Source organism: Paenibacillus sp. FSL R7-0273 (assembly GCF_000758625.1).
Lineage (GTDB): Bacteria > Bacillota > Bacilli > Paenibacillales > Paenibacillaceae > Paenibacillus_AQ.
In genome coordinates this window covers 4,855,095-4,880,450 of record NZ_CP009283.1, presented here as the reverse complement: position 1 = coordinate 4,880,450, position 25,356 = coordinate 4,855,095, and the positions used below count along the sequence as shown (strand labels likewise).

The following is a 25,356-nucleotide window of genomic DNA, read 5'->3' as shown; positions in this document are numbered from 1 at the left end:
GCTACCTCGATTTTTTCGGATAAGCAGGGGTTGGCTTTTTTAGCAGTTCACGCAAAATCTCAATCTCTAGCTCCTTTTCACCGAGGATCTTCACAGCCTTCTCGTATTTCTGCTCGACATCCAGCAGGCGTTTCAGTTCCTCCACCTGATCTTGGGGATACGGATGATCTTGTTCCCCATGGGCTTCCCGGTAATCTCTCACCCACTGATTCACCGTCGATGGGGTCACTCCATACTTTCGGGCAACCACCGCTGCCTTAATGCCAGACAACACCTCTTGCGCGGCCTTCTCTCTTGTTCCTGTTAAGTGTCCCATACCGTTCATCCTCCTCCTGTATCTAGTCTACATTTTTGTGGGGGAGGACTCCAACTTCTTTAGGGGGCTGTGGAGGTTAGCCTGGAAAGTGAGCCGAGGCGTGAAAATAACGGTAAAAGTCCCGTTGTTAGCCCGGAAAGTGGGCCGAGGCGTGAAAATAACGGTAAAAGTCCCGTTGTTAGCCCGGAAAGTGAGCCGAGGCGTGAAAATAACGGTAAAAGTCCCGGTTCTAGGCTCAACGCCTCATTTTTTTGTATATAACAGGTTGTTAACTGAAGTTAACTTTCTGAAACTGCATGAAAATATTCATTAAAATTTGAACAAGTAATTCAATCATTCTATAATTATATTAAAAATAAAACTGGATTGGGAGGAGTTGGAAGGGAAAAGTGGAAAAACGACGTGAGTTATGGATTGATGCCGCCAAGGGCTTCAGCATTATTTTTGTAGTGATGGGACATTCCGGCGATGCCGGTGCCAACCACTATCTGTCCTGGTTCCGGATGCCGCTGTTCTTTCTGCTGAGCGGTCTGGTGTTTAAGCCAATTGAGCCTGAGCGGTACACCGGCTGGGCAGTGAAGCGGACGAAGGGGCTGATGACACCCTATTTTGCCTACGGATTACTGATTGCGGCCGGGATGCTGCTGTATACCCTCAACTTCACCGGATTCCTGGAAAATATCGCGAGGCTGCTCTACGGGGGCTTGACCCTGACGGGACCTTACGGGGTATTCTGGTTCATCACCTGTCTCCTGTTCACACAGCTGCTCTTTGGTTACATTGTCAGATACAGCCGCCGCACCCAAATCCTTCTGATCGCCTCCGCGTACCTTCTATCTCATCTGATCGCACTGACGCCGCTAAAGAGCTTTAACCTCCCCTGGAACATCGACGTTGCCCTGCTCGCCGTAACTTATTATGCGATCGGATTTTACGGTAAAAAAGCCATTCCTGCGCTGATCAGCCGTGCTTACGTGCTGCTGCTGCTGCTGCCGCTGTGTGCACTTGTGCTATGGCTGGAACGCAGCGGATTCATCAGCTACAGCCTTGATATGAAATATAAGGATTACGATGCGCTGCTGCTGGATCTGGCGGTGCCGCTGCTGATCTCGCTGACTATCTGCGCTGCTGTATACCAATTGTCTAAACGGCTTCCGCTCGGCTTCATGGGCAGACTGGGGCGCAACACAATCGCGATTATGTATCTGCATCTGCCGCTGAATTACAGCCTCAAGGTGCTGCTTGGTACAGATTACGGGCTAATCCCGTTTACACTGGTCGGCGTAGTGCTGCCGCTGCTGGCGGCCAAATGGGCAGGGCGTTATCCGCCTGTGTCCAGGCTCTACCTTGGACGCGGCAGCAGCCTGCCGGCTGTAGAATACAGTGCTGCCCGTAGATGAATCTGCTACAGATTTAGGCAAATCTATCAATAGATATGCACAAGCTCTTTTTCATAGTCTTCATATACTGAAGCATACCTATGAAAAGGAGTGATAGATTGTGGTAAAAACACTTTTGGATTACAATGCTCATGTGGTTACCCCCATTACTAACGGTGTTAACATTCCGGTTCCAATTTCCCCTGCAGGTGTACAGATCGCTGGAGTAGGGGTGTATATTGACCCGGCGGTACCGGCGCATTTTCCGAACAAGGTTGAACTCAAGGCGACGATTGGTGTGAATGTGCTGCTCGATACGCCGAACATCCTTGTGCGCATCTGGCGTGCAGGCTCGGAGATTTTTTATGCTCGTGTAGAATATGAAGATCTCTTTAATGATCACGGTATTATCTCCCTGCACATGGTAGACATCAACGTGCCGGCAGGTACGCAAAACTATCAGCTGATCGTTGAGAATCAAGATGCCAATTCTACTGCAACTGTGGTTGGACCGGTTATTTTCAGCGCAATGGCAATCGGGGGCTAATGCTCCTGGTCTTGCCTGGAGTGAACAGCAAAGGGGCTTTCTCTGCAGAATCCGTGAGGACGCAGGGAAGGCCCTTTTTTTATATAGAAAACTGGAATAATTTCCTGCCTTTCTGACCAGACTGGAATACAGTACCTGTGAAATGAAGGTAATGTTCAGGAGGGGAACTATTTTGAGAAAAATACGTATGTTAACGCTTATGCTGTGTATCGCTGTTTCCGTACTGGGAGCGGCCGGAGGTGCTGCAGCGGAGGAAAAGGCTAAAGGCACCGGCAATACCGCCGCTGCTGCAGATCTCGCCCCGAATGCGCGCTCTGCCATCCTGATGGATGCGGGGACCGGCACAATCATTTACGAAAAAAACAGTCACGACAAGCTGCCGCCGGCAAGCATCACCAAAATTATGACGATGCTGCTTACGGTGGAGGCGCTGGATGAAGGCCGTCTGCAATTGACCGACATGGTGCGGACCAGTGAATATGCCGCCTCGATGGGCGGTTCGCAGATTTTTCTGGAGCCCGGTGAAGAGATGAGCGTCGATGAGATGCTCAAGGGCATCGCAATGGCTTCCGGTAATGATGCCTCTGTGGCGATGGCGGAGAAGATTGCCGGATCAGAGAGCGCCTTTGTCGACATGATGAACAGCAAAGCGGAGGAGCTGGGCCTGAAGGATACCCACTTTGCCAACTGTAACGGGCTGCCTGCGGAGAACCATTATTCATCCGCTCATGACATTGCCGTCATCAGCCGGGAGCTCCTGAAGCATGAACGGATCATCAAATATACCGGCTCCTACCAGGACTATCTGCGCAAGGATACGGAGAAGCCGTTCTGGCTGGTTAACACGAACAAGCTGGTGCGTTTTTATACCGGTGCAGACGGCCTGAAGACCGGATATACGTCCGAAGCCAAGTTCTGCCTCTCGGCCACTGCGGCCAGAGACGGGCTGCGCGCCGTTGCCGTGGTGCTGGGGGAACCGAACACCAAGACGCGAAACAGCGAGGTGTCGGGCATGTTCGACTATCTCTTTTCCCAGTATAAGATGCATACGATCTATAAATCCGGAGATGCCATCGGCACCCTGAAGATTGAAAAAGGCGTTAAAAAGGAGCTGCCGGTCACCGCCAAGGAAACGTACAGCGTGCTGCTCAAGAAGGGCGTTACCCAGGAAGGCATCCGCAACGAGGTCGTGCTGCAGGAGGATATCAAGGCGCCGGTCGCCGCAGATCAGACCATCGGGAAGCTGGTTGTCTACCAGGGCACAAGCGTCATCAAGGAGTATGAGCTGAAAGCAGGCGAGGATGTGGCTAAGGCCGGCTGGTGGAAGCTGTTCAAGCGGACTGCAGGCTCGCTGTTTACGATTGATTAATATAGCGTGTATTTTGTAGATTCCCCCTGTGACTTCTGTAGATTCATGGGGGTTTTCTTCTAGTTTTGTCGCGAGGCAGGAATCACTCTTTGCCGTGTAGAAAACCTTGTCCTTGTAGGGGAAAGCAATGGTTACAGGGCGGTTTGAAAGCAACGAAGAGGAGAGTGGCAAGTATGAATTCCCATGTGGAGATGGAGCATCACCGGGGTGTGCTGGTTGTCCGTTTGTATGGAGAGCTGGATCATCACGCAGCCGATTATGTTCGGATGGAAATGGATGAAGCCATTATGCGGGGCCAGGTCGAGCATCTGATTCTCAGCCTGAAGGAGCTGCAGTTCATGGACAGCTCGGGTCTCGGTGTCATTCTAGGAAGGTACAAGCTGATCCGCAGCAAGGGCGGTAAAATGGCAGTCTGCGATGCAACCGCACCGGTGAAGCGGCTGCTGGAAATGTCGGGCCTGTTCAAAATCATGTCCCTATATGACGACGAGAGCGCAGCGCTCTCGGATTTGGAGGTTGCGTTATGACAAAGAGTGAAGCTGGTAACTTCATGAGTGTCCAGTTTGCCGCCCTCTCGGAGAACGAATCGTTCGCGCGTGTCGTCGTAGCGGCCTTCGTCTCGCGGCTTGATCCGACTATGGATGAACTGAATGACCTGAAGACGGTTGTATCAGAAGCGGTCACCAACTGTATTATTCACGGCTATGACAGCAACCCGGAAGGGCTTGTCAGTATCTCGGCCAGAATCGAGCATGAAACCGTCCATCTGACCATTGAGGATCAGGGCAACGGGATTGAGGATCTGGAGCTGGCACAGCAGCCGCTGTACACGTCCAAGCCGGAGCTGGAGCGGTCGGGAATGGGCTTTACCATTATGGAGAACTTCATGGATGGTTTCGAAGTAACCAGCGAGCCGGGCCGGGGCACTTCTATCTCCATGAAGAAAACAATCGTCTCCAAAAAAGCTTTATACAATTAGGGGTTGGAGCCATGGAAGCTGAATCAAAAAAAGCTCCGCCGACCTATTTGGACGATGCGGAGGTCAAACGTCTTATCGCGCTCAGTCAGGCCGGGGATAACCTGGCCCGCGACACGCTCGTAAGCTGCAACATCCGGCTCGTCTGGTCGGTGGTGCAGCGGTTTATGAACCGCGGATACGAGCCGGATGATTTGTTCCAGATCGGTTGTATCGGACTGCTCAAGTCCGTCGACAAATTTGACCTCAGCTATGAGGTCAAGTTCTCCACCTACGCCGTGCCGATGATTATCGGCGAGATCCAGCGCTTCCTGCGCGACGATGGAACCCTGAAGGTCAGCCGCTCCCTCAAGGAGATGGCCAACAAGGTGCGTAAGATGAAGGACGAGATGTCCAAAACGCTGGACCGCCTGCCGACCATCGGTGAGGTTGCGGAGGCGCTTGGTGTAACACCGGAAGAAATCGTGTTTGCCCAGGAGGCGAACAAGCCGCCGACCTCGATCCACGAGACCGTGTTCGAGAACGACGGCGACCCGATCACCCTGATCGACCAGATCGCCGACGAGTCGCAGGAGCGCTGGTTCGACAAGCTCGCGCTGAGCGAAGCCATAGGCGCGCTCACCGAACGCGAGCGCCTGATTGTCTACCTGCGCTACTACCGCGACCAGACCCAGTCCGAAGTCGCCAGCCGCCTCGGCATCTCGCAGGTGCAGGTATCGAGGCTGGAGAAAAAGATCCTCGCGAACATCCGGGAGCAGATTGCCCAGTAAGATGGGCAGGGAGCGTAGCGGATTGGGAGTCACGCAGGAACAATGGTAAGAGCGAAAGTAAAAGTGAGTGCAGGATTGGGACAGTGAGTACAGGTGATTCTTGTGCGTGTAACAACGTAAGAACGATCACTGTGTGGCTAGGAAGCGCAAGACTGAGAGTGTAAGGACATGAGTAACAAGTATCTGGAAAGGCCGAGTGTGATTAGGTCAAGGGTAGAAGTGAGCGTCAATGGCGGAGCAGCCGGGACGAGAGTAGTAAGTAGCATAAGCGTTTAGGTCAAGTGCAGAAGTAAGCGCCAATGCCGGGCAGTTAGGATAAGAGTAGTAAGTAACGTAAGTATTGAGAGTAACCAGTAAGTGTAAAACCGGGTGCGCAGTATGATGCTTGGAGCAAGGTATGGGGAATGATGTGACGGGTGCAGTATACGGTACGGTTTAAACCGCCTCGGGAGGGGCGGTTTTTTTTGCTTTTGGAACTTGGAGAGGAGTCAATACTGCGGTTAGGCGCTTTAGTAACCGAATTCAACGCGGAACCTGTGCTGCATCCGCACTATTGAGCTGGATGCTCCAGCAGCTGAAGAAGGTGCCGGAGGCCGCTAACGGACCGTACAGCCCTTATTTTCACTCTGGAGCACCTTTCAGATTTCTAACGGACCCCAGCGCCGCTATTTCCTCCCAAACCGACGTTCTTGGCGTAAATCACCGCAGATAAGAGCATCTGAGTCCGTTGAAGCTACTAAAGGTTGGTTTTAGCGAAAATAAGAGCGTGTGGGTCCGTTAGAATCTGCTTGTAGTACCCATGTTGCAAGACACTCCTCATCTTCTGCCCGTGTACAGCCCAGCCAGAATAGTTGAAAGAGAAAACATGCGATTGAGCCTTCGCATAGCACAGACACCGGTAAAATCATCGTTTATGATAGGGATGGCCCTTTCTATGTGCATGTATAACAACATCCCGGAGGAACCCCTAATGCTGATGAACTTTCACGACCTTGGCCGTTATCGACGTGCCCGAGTTTGGCTGGATGAACCCCCATTTGCCCCGTACCCAGTGAGGGAGAGGATTGAGCGCGCTTTCCCTTTGATAAACTATACATGTAAAAAGCATTCCATACTCACAGTAGAGCTCGTGCTAGCTGCCCGGATGGTGAGTAATTACGCCTGTATCGGGATTACATATTTTCCGTCAGATTCTGGCGAACTGGTGGTTCAAGCCGGGATAGGCTACAGCGATGATGCGATCATTAAAGATGTAATTGCTATACAGCCAGAGGTAGTCAGAAGGGGAATTCCGAAGGAATATATTGTTGCAATGTTCGATGAAATACATACGGTAACTAAAGATTCCGCTTTCCTGCTGCCCTCAGGAACAATTGCTATTCATACCGGGGCACACGGGGAAATAGGTTCAAGTGTGATCAGCTTCCGGCAAACGATCAATGTGCTTTTACGGCTGTTAACACTGGAAAGTAAGACTCATCTGTCAGTGCAAGATACTGTTATGACTGCGTTAGACAGAATGAATTAACCACTACCAAATCCAAAGGAGCCACACACGCATGTTTGATGATATAGACTTTTCCCCGGGAATTATTACTTATGACGGAACTAAATTTCTAGATCAGGAGGACATCTTTCAGGTGGCCTATCGAGCAGAGTCTTATACACTGGACGTTGGCTGGTACCGGAGATTTTTTAAAGTTGTTGTCATCAAAAATTACGATTGGCAAAAGCCAGCACTGGAAAAAAGATGCACGAACCCGGATCAGCTGCATGAACTGGTGAAGGAATGTGCAGATTTTATTAGAAAGAGGTTGGAGACTGAACGAAATAATTAATAGGATTTGGACATAACCAGAGCAGTGTTTTCCTTAATTATAGGAACGCTGCTCTTTTTTCGCTTACATTTACCTTCATTCACCATAATCTGACTACAAATCCGTACAAGAGAAGGGTTATCCTGTATGGATGTTGAAATTATTTACAGGTAAATTTTTATTTGAATAAAATGGAACTGCGGAGGCGGCGAAGATGATCACATTTACTGCGAACTTTATATACGCACAGGCTGATGACGAGAATGATGTTCTAATGATAGGCTTCGCTGACGACCAGTATGAGCCCGAAGAGTATATCCTCCTCCAACAAACAATGCATCCCGATGAACAGGACCTGGAGCTGGGTTTTGATAAAATCCATATTACTTACAACGATGAGTCACAGTCACAATATGGCGGAATTGAAAAGGTACTGCTTAAACCAGGCTCAATCGAAATTTCTCTGGACGAAGAAGCTGTTGAAGCATTGGACTGTGAATCAGCGGTGGTGCGGATCAACTTTGATCCTGAAATGCTTAATTTAGATGAGCGCAGAGTCTATTTTGAGCAGATGTTTGGAGAGCTACTTGAAATAGACGCTGAAGCGGGGCTGGCATGATCTATTTGCTGCTGTATTCAGACGGGCAAAAATGGTATTTCGAAGCAGATGACAAGGGCGTAGTCTATAGACAAATGCTTTTGGAAGAGGGCAAGGCGAGCAGGATTTCTAATGTGAAAAAAGATGACTTTTTTCTGGCTGAGGGAGAATTGTCTTTGGACGATCCTGAACTTGAGCCCATCCCTAAAGCCGCATTCGAGGCAGTCTGGAATGAACTCATCAAGGAGCAACTGCCGGATTGGCTCGAAACCAAACGTACCTTTACACGGGGCACCACAATATTTAGTTATCTAGAAGTTCTATATCCGCATGGGGTTATTGTGAGCATTCCGGATACTAAAGCGCTTGGACTTGCCGGTTATGACGAATGTGCTGCACATGCCGGGCACCGCAATATACACAAAGGCTTGTTAGTTGAAGCTACTGTCAGCGGATTTGATGAGGTTAATGGCTGGCTTTTACTGGAGGAGCCGCGTGTATGGGGATTTAGAGAGGAGTATAGTATGTCAGACCAATCAGCAACCATCAAAGAACTGGCACTGCTTTATAAGAGTTTACACCGCCCTTTTCCTTACCGGGACTCAGCACGCTTGAAGGAGGATTTTGCAGAAGCCTTTGCACATTTAAAAGAGGAATCGTTCAACGCGGACTTTAATGAATATTGTGCGCTAATCGCTGGAACGGTCAGTTATGTTATGCATAACTCCATTCCCGAGATTCCTGTGAGGCAGCTGAAGCTTTTGCAAAAGAGCTTTTTTGAGCGCTATCCAGCGTATGCTTTTATCCAGAATAGTTTGAATCATTATCCCACAATTTCAGCGGATCTGGAGGATCATGAGCGTGTCAGGGGGATGCTGCTTAGTCTAATACACGATATTGATGGTGGGGCATAACCTATTCGAATAAAAGGAGGCAGAGAAAGTGAATATAAAAGTTCACACGATGCAAAAGCTGATCTCGCTAAGTATTATACTGGTTCTGCTTATCGGCATTTCGCTGTACTCCGGTTATTCCTCGGGCCAGGCTGAGATTAGTTATAGGACAGACATCAAACCAGTCAGCGAGCGGTTTCCCAACCTGGCAGGCATTGATAAAGTTTATTGGAGCGGAAGCAGTATTGGCGGTGATTTTGGACCGACTAATTATTGGATGAGAGGGTATGTGTTTTTGAGCCAGGCTGCTTCTGCTGCGCTTAAACAGGACTTCAACTGGGAGAGTGCGCTAATTATTCCTGAGCTGCAGTATGATTTTAAAGGCAAGCTTCAGCATTGGAGCAGCAGCGATGATTTTGATGCCTATATTAAGAGCTCCAGCTACACGGGCAATTTTTATTTTGACCAGAAGCGGAATGTTCTTTATTTTGATGTGGAGAGGTAGTTTGAAAATAATGAGCAATAAAAATATTCCCCTATGCAGTCTATGTATTCTGCTCTTGTTCCTGCTAACCTCCTGTCAATCGACCCAACCGGCCGAGGAGGCACACATGAGCCTAAACGATGTCACCAAGCTGCTGGCTGAACACAAACTTATTTTTACTGAAGCAAGTACCGCGAACCCTGCCACAATCATTTGCCCAGCTGCTGCAGCACAAGTAACACTTATTTTTCCTCTTACCTACCAAACCCTGCATGTGTACGAGTTTGAGGATTCTCAGGATTTGGCCGATGAGCGGGAGGAGCTGCTTGGAAGGTTTGAAGAAGCTTATTTTGATGCAGAGGTTGCAGAGATTATACATAATAATGTGTACATGGTCACAGCTAAAGATTCTGAGGAAGAGGAGTCGGAGCTGGAGCGGCAGATTAGGGAGGCTTTACATGCAAATTGATCAAATACAAACTATAATGAAAAACCACCATCTGCATGAGATTTTTTCAGTAGGCGTTGTAGACTTGGAGGAAACAGGGCTAGCTGAATTCGTTACCTTAATGGACCGCCTTTTTTTCGAATTTGGGGAAGTGTTGATTAAAATGGAAACGATTGAGCAGTATTCGAAATTGGCACTCACGGCAGTGAATAGTATTCAATTCGAAGTTGATCTGGAAGATGTCATTTTGGCAAAAGCAAGAATCGGCAATTTTGTCTTTAACAACCCTTTGACTGATAATAAGGTAGCGGAAATTGTATTATACAATATGGAAAATAAGGCTGAGGAGCTCATATGCGACGCCTTGAAAATAGTTTTGTTAAATCAGCAGGAAATCTTTATCGATCCGTCCTTTTTAGGTATTAACATCGGAGGGCCTGAGGTTGAAGCCATATGGAGGTATAACCTAGCAGATAACTATACACCTGTCCCAACAATACTTAAAATCAATTCGAAATGATACATATCCCATTCTCCGGATCTGCTAGTACGGTAACCCCTCGGCCCGCACCCATCCTCCCCATTTTGCCCATCACACTCCATATGCTACATTTATTCAACACAAGGTAACCTTGTAGCCTCTAAACGGCACTTATAGATAAGAACATGTGAAAAGAGGTCCGGCAGGCATGGAAACGCGGTGGATTGAGGAAGCACAGCAAGGGGATGGGGAGGCGTTCGGGCGGCTGACGGCGTATTTTCGCGGGATGGCGTTTGCGGTGGCGTATGACAGGCTGAGGGATGTGCATTTGGCGGAGGATGCCGTCCAGGAGGCATTTATTGAGGCCTATACCCATATCGGCAGGCTTGAGCAGCCGGCAGCGTTCCCGGGATGGTTCAAAACAATTGTGATCAGACAATGCCAGCGGACGCTACGGCGCAAACGCCACTCCGGTCTTCCTTTGGAAGAGGCGCTGCAGCTTTCGGAGGAAACGCAAAGTGTAGCAGAGCTGGCCGAGCAAAAAGAGGGCGCGCGCATTCTGCACCAATCGGTGGCTGAGCTGAGTGACCGGCTGCGGGTGCCGCTTCAGCTGTTCTATTTTTACGGCTATTCGCTGCAGGAAATCTCTGCATACCTCGATATTCCGCTGTCCGCGCTCAAAAAACGGCTCTTCGATGCCCGGCGCAAGCTCCGCGGAGCACTTCCTGTCATCGACCTGGCTTCCGTGTTCAACAGCTTATATGAAGGAGGCAGGAACATGCTGCATATCGTTAACGGAGATAGTGTAGGTAACATGCTGAAGCAGGGCATCGTGCAGGGGGATGTGCTGGTTTGGAGAGAGGTATACTCGGCAGGGCCGAATGTTATGAATTCCGCAGGTGACCAAGAGCGCGCCTTCCGGGCAAAAGTACTGGAGCAGTCCATGGGCATCCCGTCAGCAGAATACATCGCAGGCTGTAAGGAGCAGGAAAAGAGGCTGCAGGATTACAGCAGCTACGAGGAGGTGGTGCTGTGGTTCGAGCATGACCTGTTCGACCAGAGCATGCTGGCTTATCTGCTGCACTGGTTCAAGGGACGGAGACTTGGCCGCACCAGGCTCAGCCTGCTCTGCATTGGGGAATTTCCCGGAATCGGGCTGTTTCATGGTCTTGGTCAGCTGACTCCGGAGCAGCTTAGTACGTTGAACGGGACATGGCGGAGCATCGGACCTGATGAGCTTGAGCTGGGCAGTGAGCTGTGGCAGGCTTATGCCGCTGCAGACCCGGAACAAATGGCAGACCTGCTTGAGCTGAGAAAAGATCAGCTGGCAGCATCCGCGCTCCCTTTTGCCTATACTGCCTTCCAGGCCCATCTGTCACGTCTGCCCTCTGTGGAGAACGGACTGGGCATAGTGGAGCAGACAACCTTGCTCAAGGTGCGCGGCGGAGCTGACACTCCACTGAAGCTGTTCCGGCAAGTGACAGATGAGCTGCATGTGCTGGGGATGGGCGACCTGGAATATTGGCTGTATCTGCGGGGCATGGTGCAGGGGCCGAACCCGCTGCTGTACATTGACGGTGCAGAGGCAGCGGACCATTGGGATTTCCGGCAGGTGACGGATTTTCTGAACCGGAAAGTAACGGCTACTACACTTGGCGGACAGGTGCTGGACGGTAAAAAGGACCGGGTGACGGCGCAGGGTATTGATGTGTGGTACGGCGGACTGCATCTGCAAGGCCATTCGGTACCGTGGCGGTGGGACAGCCTGGCGCAAAGACCCGTGCGTATGTAGCTTTTGATGCTATAATAAGGTTCTGATAGGTACCGGGAGGGAGGAGAAGATCATCAGAACCTTAGTGGTCAGCGACATTCATGGCTGTTACAAGGAATTTAACGCGCTTTTGCGAAAAGCGGACTACGTCCCTGACCGGGACAAGCTGGTGCTCATCGGCGATTATGTGGACCGGGGGCCAAACAGCAGGGCCATAGTGGAGCAGGTGATGTCCCTCCATGCGGAATATAGGGCAATTGTACTGAAGGGCAATCATGATAAAATGGCCTGTGACGCGCTGCTCAGCGACGATGAGGACAAGCTCGACCTGCATTGGCTGAACAACGGCGGGTTTTACACGCTGGCGAGCTACGTGGGGGCTGACGCGGATTTTGTGCAGCAGGATCTGGGCTGGGCGGAGTATATCCGGATTAAGCACTGGATCAGGCAGGCATATAAGCAGCATCTGGATTTTTTGGGCTCGCTGCCGCTGTATCATGAGACGGAGGACCATTTGTTCGTGCATGCGGGGATCGATCCGGCGCTGGCGGACTGGAGAACGCAGAAGGATTATGATTTTATCTGGATCAGGGAGCCGTTCTACAAGCATCCGGTAACAAGCACCAGCAAAACCGTTGTGTTCGGCCACACCTCAACCTTCGAGTTCCACGATAACCCCGGCATCTGGTTCAGCCCGCACGGTGACAAAATCGGCATTGACGGCGGCTGCGCCTACGGCGAGCAGATGAACTGCCTGGAAATCGGTGAGGGCGGGTATAAAAGCTATAGTGTGCGGCTGGGTGAGAGCGGCTGAAAAGATATTTTAGGTTGGGGCAGCAGTTAAGTAGTTTATCGGAAATAGCTGCACTCTGTACACTTAAATCCGTCCTTTTTCAGATAAAACCGGGTTTAGTTGTACTTTTTGCAGCTATTTTCAGTGAACGCTGGAGATATGCGGGAATATGCTGATTTTAGTTGCATGGAGTGCAGTTATATTGCTTTTTCTGCGAAAATGGGCCGGACTAGTTGTACAAAATGCAGCTATGTGGATTGCCTAACGGGTTGAAGCCCTCCCCCTGTGAAATATAATACATATTCTTCCTGTTTTTAGATTTATAGTAGGTTTGGAGCGCGAATAGTGAGGTCATTCAAACACCGCTATGCTCCAAATCCGCTACAGACAGGATGCAACGATATGGTGATACTGACCGTGCAGAATCTCGTAAAACAATATAAAGGCAAGGGCAAAAACAATCTGTTCCCGGCACTGAACGGGCTCAACTTTCATGTGGACAGCGGGGAATTCGTGGCCGTTATGGGGCCGTCGGGAAGCGGGAAGACGACGCTGCTCCATATTCTGAGCGGCATTGATACAGAGTACAGCGGCTCGGTCCAGCTGGCAGGCAGCAGCCTGAGCAGCATGAAGAAGGATCAGCTGGCGCTGCTGCGGCGGCAAAGGATGGGGTTTGTGTTCCAGGATTATAATCTGCTGGACAGTCTGACCCTGCGGGATAATATTATGCTGCCGCTGGTGCTGGAAGAGCAGGAGCCGGAGGAGATTGAAGCCAGGACAGCGGAGCTGCTAAGCCGGTTCGGGCTCGAAGAAGCCCAGGATAAGTATCCGTACACCGTGTCCGGAGGACAGCAGCAGCGGGCTGCGATTGCACGGGCGATTATTAACGGCCCGGAAATTGTATTTGCTGACGAGCCTACCGGTAATCTGGATTCCAAATCAGCAGAGACGGTAATGCGGACGTTATCCGGTTTGAACAAGAATCAGCAGGTAACCATTGTTATGGTGACCCATGACCCTTTTGCCGCAAGCTGCAGCAGAAGGGTTGTCTTCATCAAAGACGGGACGGTCAACCATGAGCTCAGCAGAGAAAAGGGGGCATCACGAAAAGCCTTCCTGGGCACGATTCTGGACAGCCTCGCTTTGACAGGGGGCGTAGAAGATGACTTTTAACCGTATGCTGCTGCGGATGTTCCGGGCCAATTTCCGCAGGTACCTGCTGTATTTTTTGTGCAGCAGCTTTGCCGTAATGCTTCTGTTCACCTTTAATTCCCTGTACACCAATCCCGGCTTTAATGACCCGTCCCTGTTAAACGGCAGAATCAGCAGTAATCTGGTGGCGCCCAGATGGGCACTGATTGTATTTTCGGTGCTTTTCCTGCTGTATGCGCAGTCTGCATTGATGAAGTCACGCAAAGCCGAATTCGGTCTTTTTATGGTGCTGGGAATGACTCGCGGTAATATCTGCAGGCTGATTCTAATGGAGAATGCTCTGCTTGCCTTGGGCTCCATGGCTGCGGGCTTTCTCGCAGGGAGCCTGTTTATGAAATTATTCTATTTGCTGCTGACCCGGATTATTGATCTGGGCAGTATTTCAGTGACCTTTTCAAAGGAGAGCTATGTGCAGACAGCACTATTCTTTGCCGTTCTCCACCTGCTGGTTATTGCCGTCAGTGTGCTCTCCGCTCTCCAGCCTGGCATTCTTGCACTGCTGAAATCCGCCAGAACTGCGGAGCGACCGCTGCTACGCGGTAAACTCGCGGGCATGGCCGGTGCTCTGCTGCTGATAGCCTGCCTGTTAGCCGGCTGGTTGGTGAGAGCTGAATGGATATTTCAGTGTACTCTGCTGCTCTGCTGGCCGGCCCTCTATCTGCTGCTTACGGGTCTCGGGGCATGGGCAGGAGCAAGAGCTGCACAGGAGCGCCGGTCGCCACGGAATTACCGGAATATGCTGTTTATCTCAGGCCTCAGGCATACGATTATCCGTTTCCGGAATATCAGCTTTTTGATTACGCTGCTGATGACGATGGCCATTTTTTTGAGCAGCCTAATGTTAGATATCTATATCCGTTCCTGGAATAATGCCTCAGTCAGTAATCCGTACAGCATTGCTTATGCAGAGCTATACGGCAAGAATGCCATCCCTGAGCAGACCCTGCAAAGGATAACCGGCTCATCCCGGACGCCGCTTGTGTCGTCACAGACGCTGGGGGTGCTAAATATGCCTCACCCGAAATTCCTCTCCTCCGAACAGCTTAATGCGGTAGCCGGCACAGATTATCAGGTGGAGCGCGGAAGCTTTCTGAATCTGTTTCTTGTACCGGAGAACGATGGATATAGCCGGATTAACCAGCCGTTAGCCGATTATGATGCTGAGGCAGCCTCCGGCAAGCTGCATCTGGTTTCGGCCGGTACGGTGGAACGGATGCTGTTCAATCTGATACCGGTCATGGGCGACCATTTCCTGATTGTGAACCCGGCCGATTATGAAGTCCTCCGGGCAGACATCCAAAACGGGCTGGGGCAGATACATCTTCTGCAATTTGCCGACTGGCAGCAGACCGGAGCTGTGGACCGGGAGCTGAATGATACACTGGCTGCGTATAACCGTGAGCATACTGAGCCCTGGTACAATCAGGCTTCACTCGAGGAATTTGCGTTCAAAACGAGCTCCAGGATTCATGAGTATAAGGAATGGAAGCAGTCCGGCATATTTGGCCTCACTGTGATGGGCTTTGTTGGACTGATTTTTTATGTGTCATCCTGCGTGGTACTGCATTTCGGCCTATTAAGCGGGCTTGAAGCAGAGCAGCGCAAATACCGGAAGCTGAACCGGATCGGGATAACCTCGCGGGAAGCGGTGCAGCAGATGAAACGTCCGCTAAGGCTGATCTTTTTTCTGCCATATGGGCTTGGGGCGCTGATGGCGGGATGCTTTTTCTGCAGTATCCTTATTAATCTGGAGGCTCCGGATCCGGCTGACGCCGGTCTGATTCTATTAACAGCCCTGATCACGGGAGCCGTTGCTATTCTCCTTCAGCTGGTGTTCTATCTGTTGTATTCGCGCAGGTATACGAGAAGTATGCTGCAACATTTACAGTATTCGACAGACCTCTCGAGCTGAAAATGGTATGGTTAGAGACTTAATAAGCTACGTAGATAAAAAAACGGAGGTAACGCGGATGAAAAAAATATTGTCCAGAATCGGACTGAGTTTATTGCTTCTGCTCATCGTATCCATTGGGGTATGCTTTTATATCGGGGAGTTCAATTACGCCTATTCGCTGATTATTCTGCTGCTGTTCGTGTTCGGCGGCATGGGGGCAATTTATAAACTGCGGAATGACGAGTACATGCATGACAGACACCTGAGCAGCAGACGCAGCGGCAGGAGCGAGTATGAGGAGTATACAAGATAACGATAAAGGGATAGGGTAAACCGGGTGCAAAGGTCTGCACGGGCTGGGGCCAACATACAATGGTAGTAGTCTTCATCTACCCGGCTGCTGCAGGAGGAATGCTTGATGGATGAGAGGATTCAGGCACTTACCGTGTCTATTCAGGGAATTGTAACCGATATCATGGGGCCGTTACGCCGAAAAGTCATTAATGAACCGGCATTTGCCCGGTTATATGCTGCCATGGAGGAGGCGGAGCTGCTGATCCGGCAGGAGCAGCAGATTGACCGGCAGCTGGCTGCGCAGCTGTTCCTGGTCTATTCTCAGCTGGTAACCCAGTCAGGCTATGTGTATGATAAAAGCCGGTTTGTCCCCCATATCGGCAAAATGCAGGGCTTGATCCGCAAAATATTCGGCGGCACGCTGCAAAATGTCTGAGGTTTATCTGCTGCAGTAAGCCCCGCCGTTCTCTGGTCCAGCGGAGAACGGCGGGGCTTTTCTGTGCGCTGAAATAAAGAAAAGCTGGCAATAGACTTTTTTGGAAGGAAGATTGGATTTGTCCATTGCCAAACCATGGCAATCTATCTTACAATATTATAATGATAATGAGAATCAATTTCAGAAGAATGGGTGAGATTCATGAATCAACAGGCAACTGCCGGCAAGGGGCAGATCCGCTCTGCGGATCCTGTGAAGTTTCGTTCACGCCCGTGGGCGGCGACGCTGATCCTGATCGGCGGACTGATTGCCTTGGTATTCGGTATTGCAGTTTCAGTATCGTTTGGAGCGGCGGATATCAAGCTGTCGGTGGTATGGACCGCTGTATTTCAATTTAATCCGGATCTGACGGATCATCAGATAATCCGCGAGCTGCGCATGCCGCGGGTGCTCGGCGCTGCGATGGTCGGGGCAAGCTTTGCCGTTGCAGGCGCTATTATGCAGGGGATGACCCGTAATCCGCTTGCGGACTCGGGCCTTATGGGGATTAACTCAGGCGCAGGATTTGCGCTCGCTGTATGCTTTGCCTTTTTCCCGCAGCTTCCTTTTATGTACGTGATCATGTATTCCTTTATAGGCGCGGGTATGGGAGCAGGTATTGTCTATGGGATCGGCTCCTTATCCAGGGGCGGATTGACGCCTGCCAGGCTGGTGCTGGCCGGTGCGGCCTTCAGTGCGCTGCTCTCTGCGCTCAGTGAAGGGATTGCGCTGTATTTTAACATTGGACAAGATCTGGCCTTCTGGTATGCCGGAGGGGTAGCCGGAACGAAATGGTTCCAGCTCAAGATCATGTTTCCGTGGATTGGCGGAGCGATTATCGGTGCAATCATCCTGTCCAGATCGATATCCATGCTTAGTCTTGGTGAGGATGTCGCAAGAGGACTTGGACAGCGTACAGGGCTGGTCAAGCTGGCAGGGGCATTGATCGTGCTGATTCTGGCCGGAGCTTCCGTATCCGTAGTCGGGGCGGTGGGCTTTATCGGCTTGATTATACCCCATCTGACGCGTTATCTGGTCGGTGTGGATTATAAGTGGATTATTCCCTGCTCGGCAGTACTCGGCAGTCTGCTTGCGATCTTTGCCGATCTGACGGCGAGAATGATTATTCCCAAGCATGAGACTCCATTTGGCGCGATCATTGCGCTGATCGGCGTGCCTTTCTTCCTGTATCTGGCCCGCAAGGAAAGAAGGGAGCTGTGAGCATGCAGAGAACGACAACCATGATGTCCTATGAATCGGCCAGACGCAGACGAGGGCTGTTTATTCTGGCAACGATTTTTGTGCTGATCGTGATTGCCTTTATTATTAGTGTGAATACGGGATACATACGCTTAACTCCGCTGGAGCTGCTGAACACGATGCTGGGGAAGGGCACGGATAAGCAGGAATTGATTCTGTTTGATTTCCGGCTGCCGCGCATCGTCATCTCGCTGCTTATCGGTGCCGGGCTGGCTGTTTCCGGGGCTGTTATGCAGGGGGTGTTCCGCAATGACCTGGCTGATCCGGGTATCCTTGGCATTAATGCCGGTGCCGGACTGATGGTCATGCTGATGGTTTCCTTCTATCCGACAACCAATGCGGCCCCGGTCTTTTTTCTTCCGGTTATCGCATTTGTCGGTGCAGGGCTGACTGCGGCCCTGATCTATGTGCTGGCTTACAAACGGCATGAGGGCATCAAGCCGATCCGCCTGCTGCTTACCGGTGTAGCTGTTGCTGCCGGAATCAGCGCCGCGATGATTGTACTCACGCTGCGCCTCGATCCCGACAAATACCAGTTCGTTGCGACCTGGCTGGCGGGCAGCATCTGGGGGACCAGCTGGAAGTTTGTCCTGTCTCTTCTGCCCTGGATTGTTATTCTGGTACCCTATGTCATCTACAAGGCACGGGTAATGAATGTGCTTAACCTGGGTGAGCAGACAGCGGTTGGCCTGGGAGCCAATGTCAACAAAGAGCAGTTCAAGCTGCTGGCCGCTGCTGTCGGCCTGGCGGCAGCCAGTGTTGCCGTCAGCGGCGGGATCGGCTTTGTCGGCCTCGTCGGACCGCATCTGGCACGCCGCCTGGTCGGTCCCAAGCATCAGCTCATGCTGCCGGCCTCAGCTCTGCTGGGCGCTCTGCTGGTAATCACGGCCGACACTATCGGCCGCTGGATTCTGCAGCCGTCGGAGATTCCGACCGGCATCGTCGTCGCCGTCATCGGCGCACCATATTTTCTGTATCTGCTGGCACGTACGAAGTCATAGACGGCTTGACCAACATCTAACCGGAGGGGATATCAATGAGTGATCAGGAACTGGAATTATATGATGTGACGATAATCGGCGGGGGACCTGCCGGAATGTATACAGCTTTTTACAGCGGGATGAGAGATTTGAAGACGAAGCTGATCGAAGCCAAGGAAGAGCTGGGCGGAAGAATGCTGATCTATCCCGAGAAAATGATCTGGGATGTGGGTGGCGTTACCCCGACCCTCTGCGGTGATCTGATCACCCGGCTGGAGGAGCAGGCGCGAACATTCGAGCCGACCATTGTGCTCGGGCAGCAGATTGTCAATCAGGCCCGCCAGGAAGACGGCACATTTATTCTGACCTCGGCTACAGGAGAGCAGCACTGGACCCGGACCATCATTCTGGCCATTGGCTACGGTATTCTGCAGATGGCCAAGCTGGAGATTGAAGGGGCTGACCGTTACGAGGTAACGAACCTGCACTATACCGTACAGGAGCTGGAGACCTTCCGCGATAAGCATGTGCTGATCTCCGGCGGCGGCGATTCAGCGGTAGATTGGGCTAATGAGCTGGAGAAGATTGCAGCGAGCGTTACAATTGTTCACAGAAGAGACCAGTTCGGCGGACATGAGAAGAATATCTCCCGCATGAAGGCATCCTCAGTTAAGGTCCGGACACCGTATACGGTAAGCCAGCTGCACAGCAGCAACGGTGAAACGATTGACCAGGTGACCATTGCTCATGCCGATTCAGGCGAGAGCGAGCAGTTTGCAGTGGATGCGGTTATTGTAAATCACGGCCTCAAGAGCGACTTTGGACCGCTGCGTGACTGGGGCATCGAGATGGGCGAATGGTGGGCCAAGGTCAGTCCCCGGCTGGAAACGAACCTGCCCGGCATTTTTGCCGCCGGAGATTTTGTTGATTATGACAGCAAGGTGCGCCTGATTGCCGGAACGTTTACGGATGCGGTGCTGGCACTGAACAGCGCCAAGCTGTTCATGGACCCGGATGCACCTAAGTATGCTTATGTATCCTCGCACAATGACCGGTTCAAGGAGAAGAACAAGGCGCTGGGCGTAAGTGATGATCACTAGAAGACAGCCTGTTTTCCGGCTGTACTTCCCATTATAGATTTATAGTTACTTGGGCTGCCGGCCTGTAGGATGTTCTACAGGCCGGCAGCCTTATTTTTTGCTTACAATCCCGCTCATTCCATAAGCTGCATAAAAAAAGTTTCACAGGCAAATAGTATGAGGGGAGGTGCTAAGCATGCCGAATCAGACAACAGAATCCAAACCGGGGGAGCTCAACAACAGTAAGGAGCAGGGACCGCCCATCTATTTGAAGCTTGAAGATAATATTAAGCAGATCTGTGACAGGCTGGGGAACAGCCCGGATCTGATTGTGCGCGCCTATGAATCACCGTTTCAAGATATCCGTGTAAAAACATTGTATATCAACGGTCTTATCGATAAAGAGCTTGTAGAAGATTATATTACACATGCCTTGTCATTTGACTCTTTGCGGCAGGGTATAGAGCCGGCTGCTGAAGAGGCCTTTGCTTATGCCAAGGAAAAAGCCCAGAACATCGGTAAGGAAAAGATAGTAGAGGATCAGAACAGTCTGCTGGAGGGGCTGCTCTCCGGGGATACGATGATCCTTTTTGACGGCCTGGGGAAGGGAATCAGCGTAAGCACAAGCGGCGGTGAAGGCAGATCAGTTACTGAAGCAACTACACAGGTCAATATCCGCGGTCCCAAGGACAGCTTTACGGAATCGCTGGGGACCAATCTTTCGCTTGTGCGCAAACGGATCAAGAATCCGAATCTCTGGATTGAGACCCTGACCATTGGTGCCGTAACCAAAACGGATGTGTCTATTGTACATATTCATGGCCTGGCGAAGGAAGAGACGCTGCAGCAGATCAGAAAAAAGCTGGCGGATATCCATGTGGATTCCATTCTGGAATCCGGCTATATTGAGCAGCTGATTGAAGAAAACAATTATTCGCCGTTTCCTACGCTTTATAACACTGAACGTCCGGATAGTGTGGCCGGAAATCTGCTGGAGGGGAGAATCGCCATTTTTGTGGATGGCACTCCGTTTGTGCTGATTCTTCCGGCTACCTTTTTTATGTTTTTCCATACGGTTGAGGACTACTACCAGCGGTATGATATTTCTTCGATTATCCGGGTGCTGCGGTTTATCTGTCTGCTGGTATCGCTGTTCGGGCCGGCGATCTTTGTCGCTGCGCTTAACTTTCACCAGGAGATGATTCCGACGCCGCTGCTGATTAACTTTGCCTCCCAGCGTGAGGGGGTGCCGTTCCCGGTTGTTATTGAAGTGCTGCTGCTGGAGGTTACTTTCGAAATAATTCGCGAAGCCGGTATCCGTATGCCCTCGCAGATCGGCCAGACGGTCTCTATAATTGGCGGTCTTGTGCTGGGGCAGGCAGCGGTTCAGGCGGGTATCGTCTCGCCGGCCATGGTCATTGTCGTTTCGCTGACGGGGATATCCAGCTTTGCCACGCCAGCCTTCAATATGGCACTGTCCATCCGAATCCTCCGCTTCATTATTACTTTTGTTGCGGCTTATATAGGACTGTACGGAATTGCCATTATTGGGCTTATGCTCGTCGCCCATCTGTGCAGTCTGCGTTCGATGGGTGTGCCGTACATGTCGCCAGTAGCCCCATTTGCTTCGGGTGATCAAAAGGATATCTTTCTGCGGACTCCGCTGCATTTCATGAAGACCCGGCGCCGCCTGATAAGTAAGAACAGCAAGGTGCCGGGAACTACCGCACAGCTCAGCCGGGACAACCGCCATGAAAGCTAAACTCGCGCTGCTGCTTGCAGCCGTTCTGGGCTGCTCCCTGGTGCTGAGCGGCTGCTGGAACAGCCGGGAGCTGAATGAGCTGGCCATTGTCAGCGGGATCGGACTGGATAGCCTGGACGGAAAGCAGGGCTACCGGGTGACCTTTCAGATCATTAACCCGTCCTCTTCCGCACAGACAACGGGATCTGCCAGTAATCAACCGCCGATTATCGTCGTCTCGGCAACAGACCGGACGATCTTTGGAGCGCTCCGCAAAGCGTCGCGGCGGGCAACCCGGCAGCTCTTTTTTGCCCATACCCAGCTGGTGCTGATCGGAGAGTCTCTGGCGGAGAAGGGAATTACCAGCGTCTTTGATATTTTTGAACGGTCCCATGAGCTGCGGCTGAATTCGGCGGTGCTCGTCTCCAAGGGCACGGATGCAGCTTCGGTTCTGAAGCTTCTGACCACGCTGGAGAGCATGCCGTCGATGGGACTCCTGAAAAAAATGCAGAACACCTCCAGAGTATGGGGCGAGAACCGGAAAGTCACGGTGTTTGAAGTGATTAACGGAATAACCGGGGAAAGCGATTTTACAGTTAACGGTGTAGAGATTGTAGGGGATGCCGCAGAGGGGGAGAAAAAAAGCAGTCTGGAGCAGTCTGATCCGATGGTCGGATCACTGATGAGCGGGCTGGGGGTCTTCAAGGAGGGAAAGCTGATTGGCTGGCTGAATGGTCCCCAGTCTAGAGGAACACAATGGGTGCTGGATAAAATCAATGAAACCAGTATTAATATTGATTCGCCGGATATGGAGGAGGATATTGCCGTCAATATCTTTTATTCCAAAACCCGTGTGAAGGTGGAGCTGCAGGAGGGCAAGCCGGTTTTTCATGTCCATATCAGTGAAGAAGGAATCATCAATGAAACCGGGGGATTTGTCGATCTGAGCAAGGAGGACGAGCTTCAGGAGCTGCAAAAAGAAATGGCAGAGAAAACAGCAGCTGAGGTCAGACAGGCGGTTAAGGCTGCACAGGACATGAAAACAGATATTTTTAACTTTGGCAATGAGCTGAAGCGGATCCATCCGCAGTCTTGGGAAACGGTGAAGGAGGACTGGAGTGCCGCTTTTGCCGAAGGGGAGCTGGATCTCAAGGTGGATGCCTACATCCGCAGTACCGGAATGCGGCTCAAGCCGTACATTCCTGCCAAAAAATAAAGCCGGGTTAGGAACGGGGGCGTAGTATGCGTAAGGAAGTCATTGGACCGTTTCAATTATTTGCGATGATCGTTCTGTTTGAGCTGGGGACGGCGGTGGTTGTGCCTATCGGCCTGGAGAGCGGGCATGCGGTATGGATCTCCATCCTGCTGGCGCTGCCCGGCGGCATCCTTCTGTATCTTGTGTACGCCTACCTGTACCGCCAGTTTCCGGATCTCGTAATCAGCGGGTATACGCGGAAAATTCTCGGTAAATGGATCGGCTGGCCGCTCAGCCTGCTGTACCTGCCAGTCTTGACCTACAACGGCTCGCGGAATCTGCGTGAGGCCGGTGATCTGCTGATCTCCTCGTCGTATGACCGGACACCGATTTTTATTATCAACTCGATTATGGTTATTGCGGTTATGTACATCCTGTATCAGGGAATCGAGGTGTTCTCAAGAACGGCAGAAATCTATTTCTGGCTGATTGTCTTTATGGGAATGATTGCGAATTTCGTGGTGATTATAGCCGGCCTGGTGCAGTTCAAGAATCTGTTTCCGATTCATCCCGGGGAGTGGGTGGAGGCACTGAAATCAGCATATCCGAACATCTGGATTTTCCCGTACGGGGAGCTGGTTTGCTTTACGGCAATTCTGCCGCATTTTAATTCGAAAAATAAAATCCGTAAAACCGGCGCCGGTGCCATTGCTCTGAGCTCCATTCTGCTCAGCTTTACGCATGCGGTGGAAATGTCGGTGCTGGGTGAGGATATTTACAGCCGGACCACCTTTCCGATGTTTACGACCATTACGCTCGTTAATGTGGCTAATTTTCTGCAGCGGCTTGACGCTCTGGTCATTCTGACGCTGATTATCGGGGTCTTTTTCAAAATGTCCATTTACTGCTATGCGGCGGTCTCGATTGCGGCCGATTTATTTCATGTCAAAGAGCCCCGGAGGCTCGTTATTCCAGTGGGGTCGGTGGTGCTTTACAGCTCGTTTGTAAGTGCCGAGAATTTTCCGCTGCATATGAATGACGGCAAGGTATTTCTGGAGAACATCCTGCCCCTCCTGTGTGCGGTGATTCCGGTTCTGCTGTTTGTCGTGCATCATATCCGGCGGCGGTTCGGCTGGTACCGGTAGACTTATTTGCGTGTGGGCTTACGGGGTTTGAATAGATCTGCTGCGGCAACAAGAACCGGCAGGGCTGCAAAGACAATCATACAGAAGGCTTCCTGCAGCGTTGTGGTGGCAAATACGGTACTCAGGGAGTGCAGGGAACGGGCCATGGGGGTTCCGCCAAGCATATCCACGCCAACAATCATCCCCATCGTCAAAAGGGCGAGCACCAGATAAACCGCGATGATTTTCATGTCTAACTATCCTCCTCCTGCTGCCAGAGCGGCAGACAAAGGTATTATCCCCATTTGCCGGAAAAGGTAGTCACCTTGCCTTCAGTTAAGTAAGAAGCGTCATAGAAGAGGCAGTCTCTCAAAAAAACACGGCCAGCAAGCCAGTAAAGACCTGTTAGCCGTGTATTGTTATTGTGCTGAAGTGAGCCAGTCAGCCAGCTCTTCAGTCTGGGAGAGGACGGCAATCGGATCATAATACCAGGAGCGCTCTTCCTTCCATACATAAAGCTGACCATTTTTGACCGCAGGCAGACTGCCCCAGACCGGATCCTTTTTAAAATCATCAGCAGTGAGGTTGTTGTCTGTTACGATGAGGTAATCACCCGCGTAGCTGTGCAGCAGCTCTGTAGAAATTTCCGCCCACTGCTTCTCCATAATCTCTTCCGCTACTGCTGCCGGAGGCTTGCGTCCAAGCGCCTGGTAGACAGCCTGTCCGCCGCGGCCAAAGTTGTCGCCGTAAGCCCAGGTAGACTTTTCGGCATGCTCCAGAATACTGAAGGAGGCCTCGGCCGGAATAGCAGCGTCAACTTTAGCTTTGGCTGCGGCAATACGTGTATCATAGTCGGCCAGCCAGTCTTTGGCTTCCTGCTCCTTGCCCAGCAGCTCCCCGAAATAAGTCAGCTCCTCATGGGCATTCTTCAGGTCACCGTAAGGAACAATGACTGTCGGAGCAATCTGGCTCAGTGTTTCATAGCTGTCGGCCATACCTGAGATAATCAAATCAGGCTCCAGTGCAATAATATTCTCCGGAGACATCTTTCCGTAGGTTCCGGTATCTGCAACACCGGCAAGCGCTTCTTTAAAATAGACGTTTTCCAGCGTCAGACCCGGCGCTCCGACGGGAATCGTTCCCAGGGCAATGAGGCTGCCGAGATATTCTTCGGCTACGATGCGTTTCGGCTCCGCAGGTATTTCGATTTCACCGTTGACGGTTGTAACGGTTTTGAAGGCATCAGGTGCAGCCGTTGCTGCCGGCACCGGGGATGCGGTGGCAGTGACGCTGTCCCCTGAATGGGCTGTTTCGTTAGCTGTGGTGCTATTTCCGCAGGCCGATGCTACAAGGGCCAGGGTCAGCAGCAGAGGAAAGAGGATCCAGTATTTTCGTGTTTTGCGGTGTGTGCTGCCGTACTGCCGGTCATTCAAAGTTATTGCCCCCTTATGTATATTGAT

At 51.3% G+C, this 25,356-nt stretch carries 28 protein-coding genes; 25 read left to right on the top strand and 3 right to left on the bottom strand.

Annotation, left to right across the window (positions count from 1 at the left end; translation table 11 throughout):
• Position 1 precedes the first annotated feature (1 nt).
• Positions 2 to 316: a helix-turn-helix domain-containing protein gene (locus R70723_RS21085; RefSeq protein ID WP_052421141.1), complete on the bottom strand. Its 315-nt coding sequence runs from the start codon at positions 314 to 316 to the stop codon at positions 2 to 4.
• A 389-nt stretch (positions 317 to 705) separates the two neighbouring features.
• On the opposite strand from R70723_RS21085, the gene R70723_RS21080 reads away from it, so the two are divergent.
• The 25 genes from R70723_RS21080 (at position 706) to R70723_RS20960 (ending at position 23,917) form a co-directional block, all read left to right on the top strand.
• The gene (locus tag R70723_RS21080; protein WP_039875120.1) at positions 706 to 1,716 is read left to right on the top strand and encodes an acyltransferase family protein; all 1,011 of its coding nucleotides are present in this window, start codon (positions 706 to 708) and stop codon (positions 1,714 to 1,716) included.
• A 100-nt stretch (positions 1,717 to 1,816) separates the two neighbouring features.
• A complete protein-coding gene (locus R70723_RS21075; protein ID WP_052421409.1) occupies positions 1,817 to 2,242 on the top strand; it encodes a hypothetical protein in 426 nt (141 codons plus the stop codon).
• Positions 2,243 to 2,414: 172 nt separating this feature from the next.
• Positions 2,415 to 3,611 carry a D-alanyl-D-alanine carboxypeptidase family protein gene (locus tag R70723_RS21070; protein ID WP_372238242.1) on the top strand — a complete coding sequence of 399 codons (1,197 nt, stop codon included), beginning with the start codon at positions 2,415 to 2,417 and terminating at the stop codon, positions 3,609 to 3,611.
• Between the two features lie 173 nt (positions 3,612 to 3,784).
• Positions 3,785 to 4,138 carry an anti-sigma F factor antagonist gene (gene spoIIAA / locus R70723_RS21065; protein ID WP_039875119.1) on the top strand — a complete coding sequence of 118 codons (354 nt, stop codon included), beginning with the start codon at positions 3,785 to 3,787 and terminating at the stop codon, positions 4,136 to 4,138.
• Complete coding sequence (gene spoIIAB / locus R70723_RS21060; protein WP_039875117.1) at positions 4,135 to 4,590, top strand: anti-sigma F factor; 456 nt, start codon at positions 4,135 to 4,137, stop codon at positions 4,588 to 4,590. Before spoIIAA ends, spoIIAB begins: the two co-directional genes overlap by 4 nt.
• 11 nt (positions 4,591 to 4,601) lie before the next feature.
• Positions 4,602 to 5,357 carry an RNA polymerase sporulation sigma factor SigF gene (gene sigF, locus R70723_RS21055; RefSeq protein ID WP_039875115.1) on the top strand — a complete coding sequence of 252 codons (756 nt, stop codon included), beginning with the start codon at positions 4,602 to 4,604 and terminating at the stop codon, positions 5,355 to 5,357.
• 970 nt (positions 5,358 to 6,327) lie between these two features.
• Positions 6,328 to 6,885 (top strand): hypothetical protein, encoded by a 558-nt coding sequence (locus R70723_RS21050; protein ID WP_039875114.1) that lies wholly within the window; start codon positions 6,328 to 6,330, stop codon positions 6,883 to 6,885.
• 31 nt (positions 6,886 to 6,916) lie between these two features.
• On the top strand, positions 6,917 to 7,195 hold the full coding sequence (locus R70723_RS21045) for a hypothetical protein (protein WP_039875112.1): 279 nt from the start codon (positions 6,917 to 6,919) through the stop codon (positions 7,193 to 7,195).
• A 193-nt stretch (positions 7,196 to 7,388) separates the two neighbouring features.
• On the top strand, positions 7,389 to 7,793 hold the full coding sequence (locus R70723_RS31670) for an Imm10 family immunity protein (RefSeq protein WP_047171182.1): 405 nt from the start codon (positions 7,389 to 7,391) through the stop codon (positions 7,791 to 7,793).
• The gene (locus R70723_RS33010) at positions 7,790 to 8,686 is read left to right on the top strand and encodes a YxiJ family protein (protein ID WP_052421408.1); all 897 of its coding nucleotides are present in this window, start codon (positions 7,790 to 7,792) and stop codon (positions 8,684 to 8,686) included. The genes R70723_RS31670 and R70723_RS33010 overlap by 4 nt, the downstream gene beginning before the upstream one ends.
• Before the next feature lie 28 nt (positions 8,687 to 8,714).
• Positions 8,715 to 9,170 carry a hypothetical protein gene (locus R70723_RS21030; protein WP_144027083.1) on the top strand — a complete coding sequence of 152 codons (456 nt, stop codon included), beginning with the start codon at positions 8,715 to 8,717 and terminating at the stop codon, positions 9,168 to 9,170.
• A 106-nt stretch (positions 9,171 to 9,276) separates the two neighbouring features.
• The gene (locus R70723_RS21025) at positions 9,277 to 9,618 is read left to right on the top strand and encodes a hypothetical protein (RefSeq protein ID WP_039875109.1); all 342 of its coding nucleotides are present in this window, start codon (positions 9,277 to 9,279) and stop codon (positions 9,616 to 9,618) included.
• Positions 9,608 to 10,117, top strand: a complete 510-nt coding sequence (locus R70723_RS21020) for a hypothetical protein (RefSeq protein WP_039875107.1) — start codon at positions 9,608 to 9,610, stop codon at positions 10,115 to 10,117. Before R70723_RS21025 ends, R70723_RS21020 begins: the two co-directional genes overlap by 11 nt.
• A gap of 169 nt (positions 10,118 to 10,286) precedes the next feature.
• Positions 10,287 to 11,870: a sigma-70 family RNA polymerase sigma factor gene (locus R70723_RS21015; protein WP_039875105.1), complete on the top strand. Its 1,584-nt coding sequence runs from the start codon at positions 10,287 to 10,289 to the stop codon at positions 11,868 to 11,870.
• A 64-nt stretch (positions 11,871 to 11,934) separates the two neighbouring features.
• The gene (locus R70723_RS21010; protein ID WP_305954260.1) at positions 11,935 to 12,663 is read left to right on the top strand and encodes a metallophosphoesterase family protein; all 729 of its coding nucleotides are present in this window, start codon (positions 11,935 to 11,937) and stop codon (positions 12,661 to 12,663) included.
• 381 nt (positions 12,664 to 13,044) lie between these two features.
• Positions 13,045 to 13,815, top strand: a complete 771-nt coding sequence (locus R70723_RS21005) for an ABC transporter ATP-binding protein (RefSeq protein WP_039875102.1) — start codon at positions 13,045 to 13,047, stop codon at positions 13,813 to 13,815.
• Entirely contained in the window at positions 13,805 to 15,766 is a 1,962-nt protein-coding gene (locus tag R70723_RS21000; RefSeq protein WP_039875101.1) for an FtsX-like permease family protein, read from the top strand. The genes R70723_RS21005 and R70723_RS21000 overlap by 11 nt, the downstream gene beginning before the upstream one ends.
• Positions 15,767 to 15,824: 58 nt before the next feature.
• On the top strand, positions 15,825 to 16,061 hold the full coding sequence (locus R70723_RS20995; RefSeq protein WP_039875099.1) for a hypothetical protein: 237 nt from the start codon (positions 15,825 to 15,827) through the stop codon (positions 16,059 to 16,061).
• 105 nt (positions 16,062 to 16,166) lie between these two features.
• Positions 16,167 to 16,478 (top strand): hypothetical protein, encoded by a 312-nt coding sequence (locus R70723_RS20990; RefSeq protein WP_039875097.1) that lies wholly within the window; start codon positions 16,167 to 16,169, stop codon positions 16,476 to 16,478.
• A 201-nt stretch (positions 16,479 to 16,679) separates the two neighbouring features.
• A complete protein-coding gene (locus R70723_RS20985; RefSeq protein WP_039875095.1) occupies positions 16,680 to 17,738 on the top strand; it encodes a FecCD family ABC transporter permease in 1,059 nt (352 codons plus the stop codon).
• Between the two features lie 23 nt (positions 17,739 to 17,761).
• Positions 17,762 to 18,778, top strand: coding sequence for a FecCD family ABC transporter permease (locus R70723_RS20980; protein WP_372238245.1), 1,017 nt, complete (start codon positions 17,762 to 17,764; stop codon positions 18,776 to 18,778).
• 35 nt (positions 18,779 to 18,813) lie between these two features.
• Positions 18,814 to 19,857, top strand: coding sequence for an NAD(P)/FAD-dependent oxidoreductase (locus R70723_RS20975; protein WP_039875091.1), 1,044 nt, complete (start codon positions 18,814 to 18,816; stop codon positions 19,855 to 19,857).
• A 175-nt stretch (positions 19,858 to 20,032) separates the two neighbouring features.
• On the top strand, positions 20,033 to 21,598 hold the full coding sequence (locus tag R70723_RS20970; RefSeq protein ID WP_039875090.1) for a spore germination protein: 1,566 nt from the start codon (positions 20,033 to 20,035) through the stop codon (positions 21,596 to 21,598).
• Positions 21,588 to 22,793 (top strand): Ger(x)C family spore germination protein, encoded by a 1,206-nt coding sequence (locus R70723_RS20965; RefSeq protein WP_039875088.1) that lies wholly within the window; start codon positions 21,588 to 21,590, stop codon positions 22,791 to 22,793. The genes R70723_RS20970 and R70723_RS20965 overlap by 11 nt, the downstream gene beginning before the upstream one ends.
• A 26-nt stretch (positions 22,794 to 22,819) precedes the next feature.
• Entirely contained in the window at positions 22,820 to 23,917 is a 1,098-nt protein-coding gene (locus R70723_RS20960; RefSeq protein WP_039875087.1) for a GerAB/ArcD/ProY family transporter, read from the top strand.
• A gap of 2 nt (positions 23,918 to 23,919) precedes the next feature.
• Here the strand turns inward: R70723_RS20960 and R70723_RS20955 are convergent, their stop codons facing one another.
• Both R70723_RS20955 and R70723_RS20950 read right to left on the bottom strand, forming a co-directional pair.
• Positions 23,920 to 24,147 (bottom strand): YczF family membrane protein, encoded by a 228-nt coding sequence (locus tag R70723_RS20955; protein WP_039875086.1) that lies wholly within the window; start codon positions 24,145 to 24,147, stop codon positions 23,920 to 23,922.
• 168 nt (positions 24,148 to 24,315) lie between these two features.
• Complete coding sequence (locus tag R70723_RS20950) at positions 24,316 to 25,329, bottom strand: ABC transporter substrate-binding protein (protein WP_039875085.1); 1,014 nt, start codon at positions 25,327 to 25,329, stop codon at positions 24,316 to 24,318.
• Positions 25,330 to 25,356 lie beyond the last annotated feature (27 nt).

Bases quoted from the DNA above. Each gene is read 5' to 3' on its own strand.
- R70723_RS20995 (WP_039875099.1), top strand. From the start codon at position 15,825: ATGAAAAAAATATTGTCCAGAATCGGACTGAGTTTATTGCTTCTGCTC.
- R70723_RS21015 (WP_039875105.1), top strand. From the start codon at position 10,287: ATGGAAACGCGGTGGATTGAGGAAGCACAGCAAGGGGATGGGGAGGCG.
- R70723_RS21005 (WP_039875102.1), top strand. From the start codon at position 13,045: ATGGTGATACTGACCGTGCAGAATCTCGTAAAACAATATAAAGGCAAG.
- R70723_RS20970 (WP_039875090.1), top strand. From the start codon at position 20,033: ATGCCGAATCAGACAACAGAATCCAAACCGGGGGAGCTCAACAACAGT.
- spoIIAB (WP_039875117.1), top strand. From the start codon at position 4,135: ATGACAAAGAGTGAAGCTGGTAACTTCATGAGTGTCCAGTTTGCCGCC.
- R70723_RS20980 (WP_372238245.1), top strand. From the start codon at position 17,762: ATGTCCTATGAATCGGCCAGACGCAGACGAGGGCTGTTTATTCTGGCA.
- R70723_RS21000 (WP_039875101.1), top strand. From the start codon at position 13,805: ATGACTTTTAACCGTATGCTGCTGCGGATGTTCCGGGCCAATTTCCGC.
- R70723_RS21050 (WP_039875114.1), top strand. From the start codon at position 6,328: ATGCTGATGAACTTTCACGACCTTGGCCGTTATCGACGTGCCCGAGTT.
- R70723_RS20965 (WP_039875088.1), top strand. From the start codon at position 21,588: ATGAAAGCTAAACTCGCGCTGCTGCTTGCAGCCGTTCTGGGCTGCTCC.
- R70723_RS20990 (WP_039875097.1), top strand. From the start codon at position 16,167: ATGGATGAGAGGATTCAGGCACTTACCGTGTCTATTCAGGGAATTGTA.
- R70723_RS33010 (WP_052421408.1), top strand. From the start codon at position 7,790: ATGATCTATTTGCTGCTGTATTCAGACGGGCAAAAATGGTATTTCGAA.
- R70723_RS21025 (WP_039875109.1), top strand. From the start codon at position 9,277: ATGAGCCTAAACGATGTCACCAAGCTGCTGGCTGAACACAAACTTATT.
- R70723_RS21020 (WP_039875107.1), top strand. From the start codon at position 9,608: ATGCAAATTGATCAAATACAAACTATAATGAAAAACCACCATCTGCAT.
- R70723_RS21085 (WP_052421141.1), bottom strand. From the start codon at position 316: ATGGGACACTTAACAGGAACAAGAGAGAAGGCCGCGCAAGAGGTGTTG.
- R70723_RS20985 (WP_039875095.1), top strand. From the start codon at position 16,680: ATGAATCAACAGGCAACTGCCGGCAAGGGGCAGATCCGCTCTGCGGAT.
- R70723_RS20955 (WP_039875086.1), bottom strand. From the start codon at position 24,147: ATGAAAATCATCGCGGTTTATCTGGTGCTCGCCCTTTTGACGATGGGG.
- R70723_RS20960 (WP_039875087.1), top strand. From the start codon at position 22,820: ATGCGTAAGGAAGTCATTGGACCGTTTCAATTATTTGCGATGATCGTT.
- R70723_RS20975 (WP_039875091.1), top strand. From the start codon at position 18,814: ATGAGTGATCAGGAACTGGAATTATATGATGTGACGATAATCGGCGGG.
- R70723_RS31670 (WP_047171182.1), top strand. From the start codon at position 7,389: ATGATCACATTTACTGCGAACTTTATATACGCACAGGCTGATGACGAG.
- sigF (WP_039875115.1), top strand. From the start codon at position 4,602: ATGGAAGCTGAATCAAAAAAAGCTCCGCCGACCTATTTGGACGATGCG.
- R70723_RS21045 (WP_039875112.1), top strand. From the start codon at position 6,917: ATGTTTGATGATATAGACTTTTCCCCGGGAATTATTACTTATGACGGA.
- spoIIAA (WP_039875119.1), top strand. From the start codon at position 3,785: ATGAATTCCCATGTGGAGATGGAGCATCACCGGGGTGTGCTGGTTGTC.